This window comes from Nostoc sp. CCY0012 (assembly GCF_963920855.1).
GTDB lineage: Bacteria > Cyanobacteriota > Cyanobacteriia > Cyanobacteriales > Nostocaceae > Cyanocohniella.
In genome coordinates this window covers 1-816 of sequence record NZ_CAWUDM010000250.1, presented here as the reverse complement: position 1 = coordinate 816, position 816 = coordinate 1, and the positions used below count along the sequence as shown (strand labels likewise).

Sequence of the window (816 nt, the reverse complement as noted above, 5' to 3'; positions counted from 1 at the left end):
GGGGACAAGGGGACAAGGGGACAAGGGGACAAAAATACTTCCTCATGTTTCTCATCTCTGTATTGGGAAGTCTTTAGTGATGAGAACTCAGGACTGAATGCAGCGCTGTTAATAAGCGTTGGTTATCAGATACAGTACGGACAGCAACCCGGAAAAAACGATCGCCTAATTCTTTAAAACTTAGGCAATCACGAATTAAAATCTGGTGATGCTGGAGTAATTGTTGCTGCAAGTGCAAACTAGATTGTTGTGATGCCACCAGTAAGAAGTTAGCAGTACTTTCTAGGGGTTGTAAACCTGGAATTGCAGCTAAACCTTGAAAGAGTTGGTTTCGTGCAGGTGGTAACCATTGCCAAGTTTGTGCTTGAAATTCCTGGTCTTGGAGTGCCGCCATAGCCGCCGCCGCCGCCAGGGTGTTTACAGGCCAAGGGTCACGCCATGACTGCCATTGAGCCAGACGATCAGGGTGCGCGATCGCATAGCCTAATCTCAGTCCCGGCAGACTGTAAAATTTCGTTAGCGATCGCAATATTACTAAATTTGTATATTCTTGCACCACCCCAATCAGGCTTTGTTCCTCGTCAGGAGACACAAAATCCATAAACGCCTCATCCACCACCACCAAGGCGTACTCCTCCAAGTAGGGCAAAATCGCCTCGCGTGAGAATAACTTACCCGTAGGGTTGTGGGGATTATTGAGTAATAACCCGTAACCTTGGGGTGATAGGGAGGTGGGGTGATGGGGAAGTAGGAAGGTAGAAGTATTTTTCTTCTTGTCCCCTTGTCCCCTTGTCCCCTTATCCCCTTGTCCCCTTA

1 protein-coding gene is annotated in these 816 nt (G+C 47.8%); it reads right to left on the bottom strand.

Annotation, left to right across the window (positions count from 1 at the left end; all coding sequences use genetic code 11):
• Positions 1-73: 73 nt before the first annotated feature.
• Positions 74-816 (bottom strand): aminotransferase class I/II-fold pyridoxal phosphate-dependent enzyme (locus ACM0OS_RS28985; protein ID WP_414546622.1); only part of this gene is annotated, 743 nt, incomplete at its 5' end.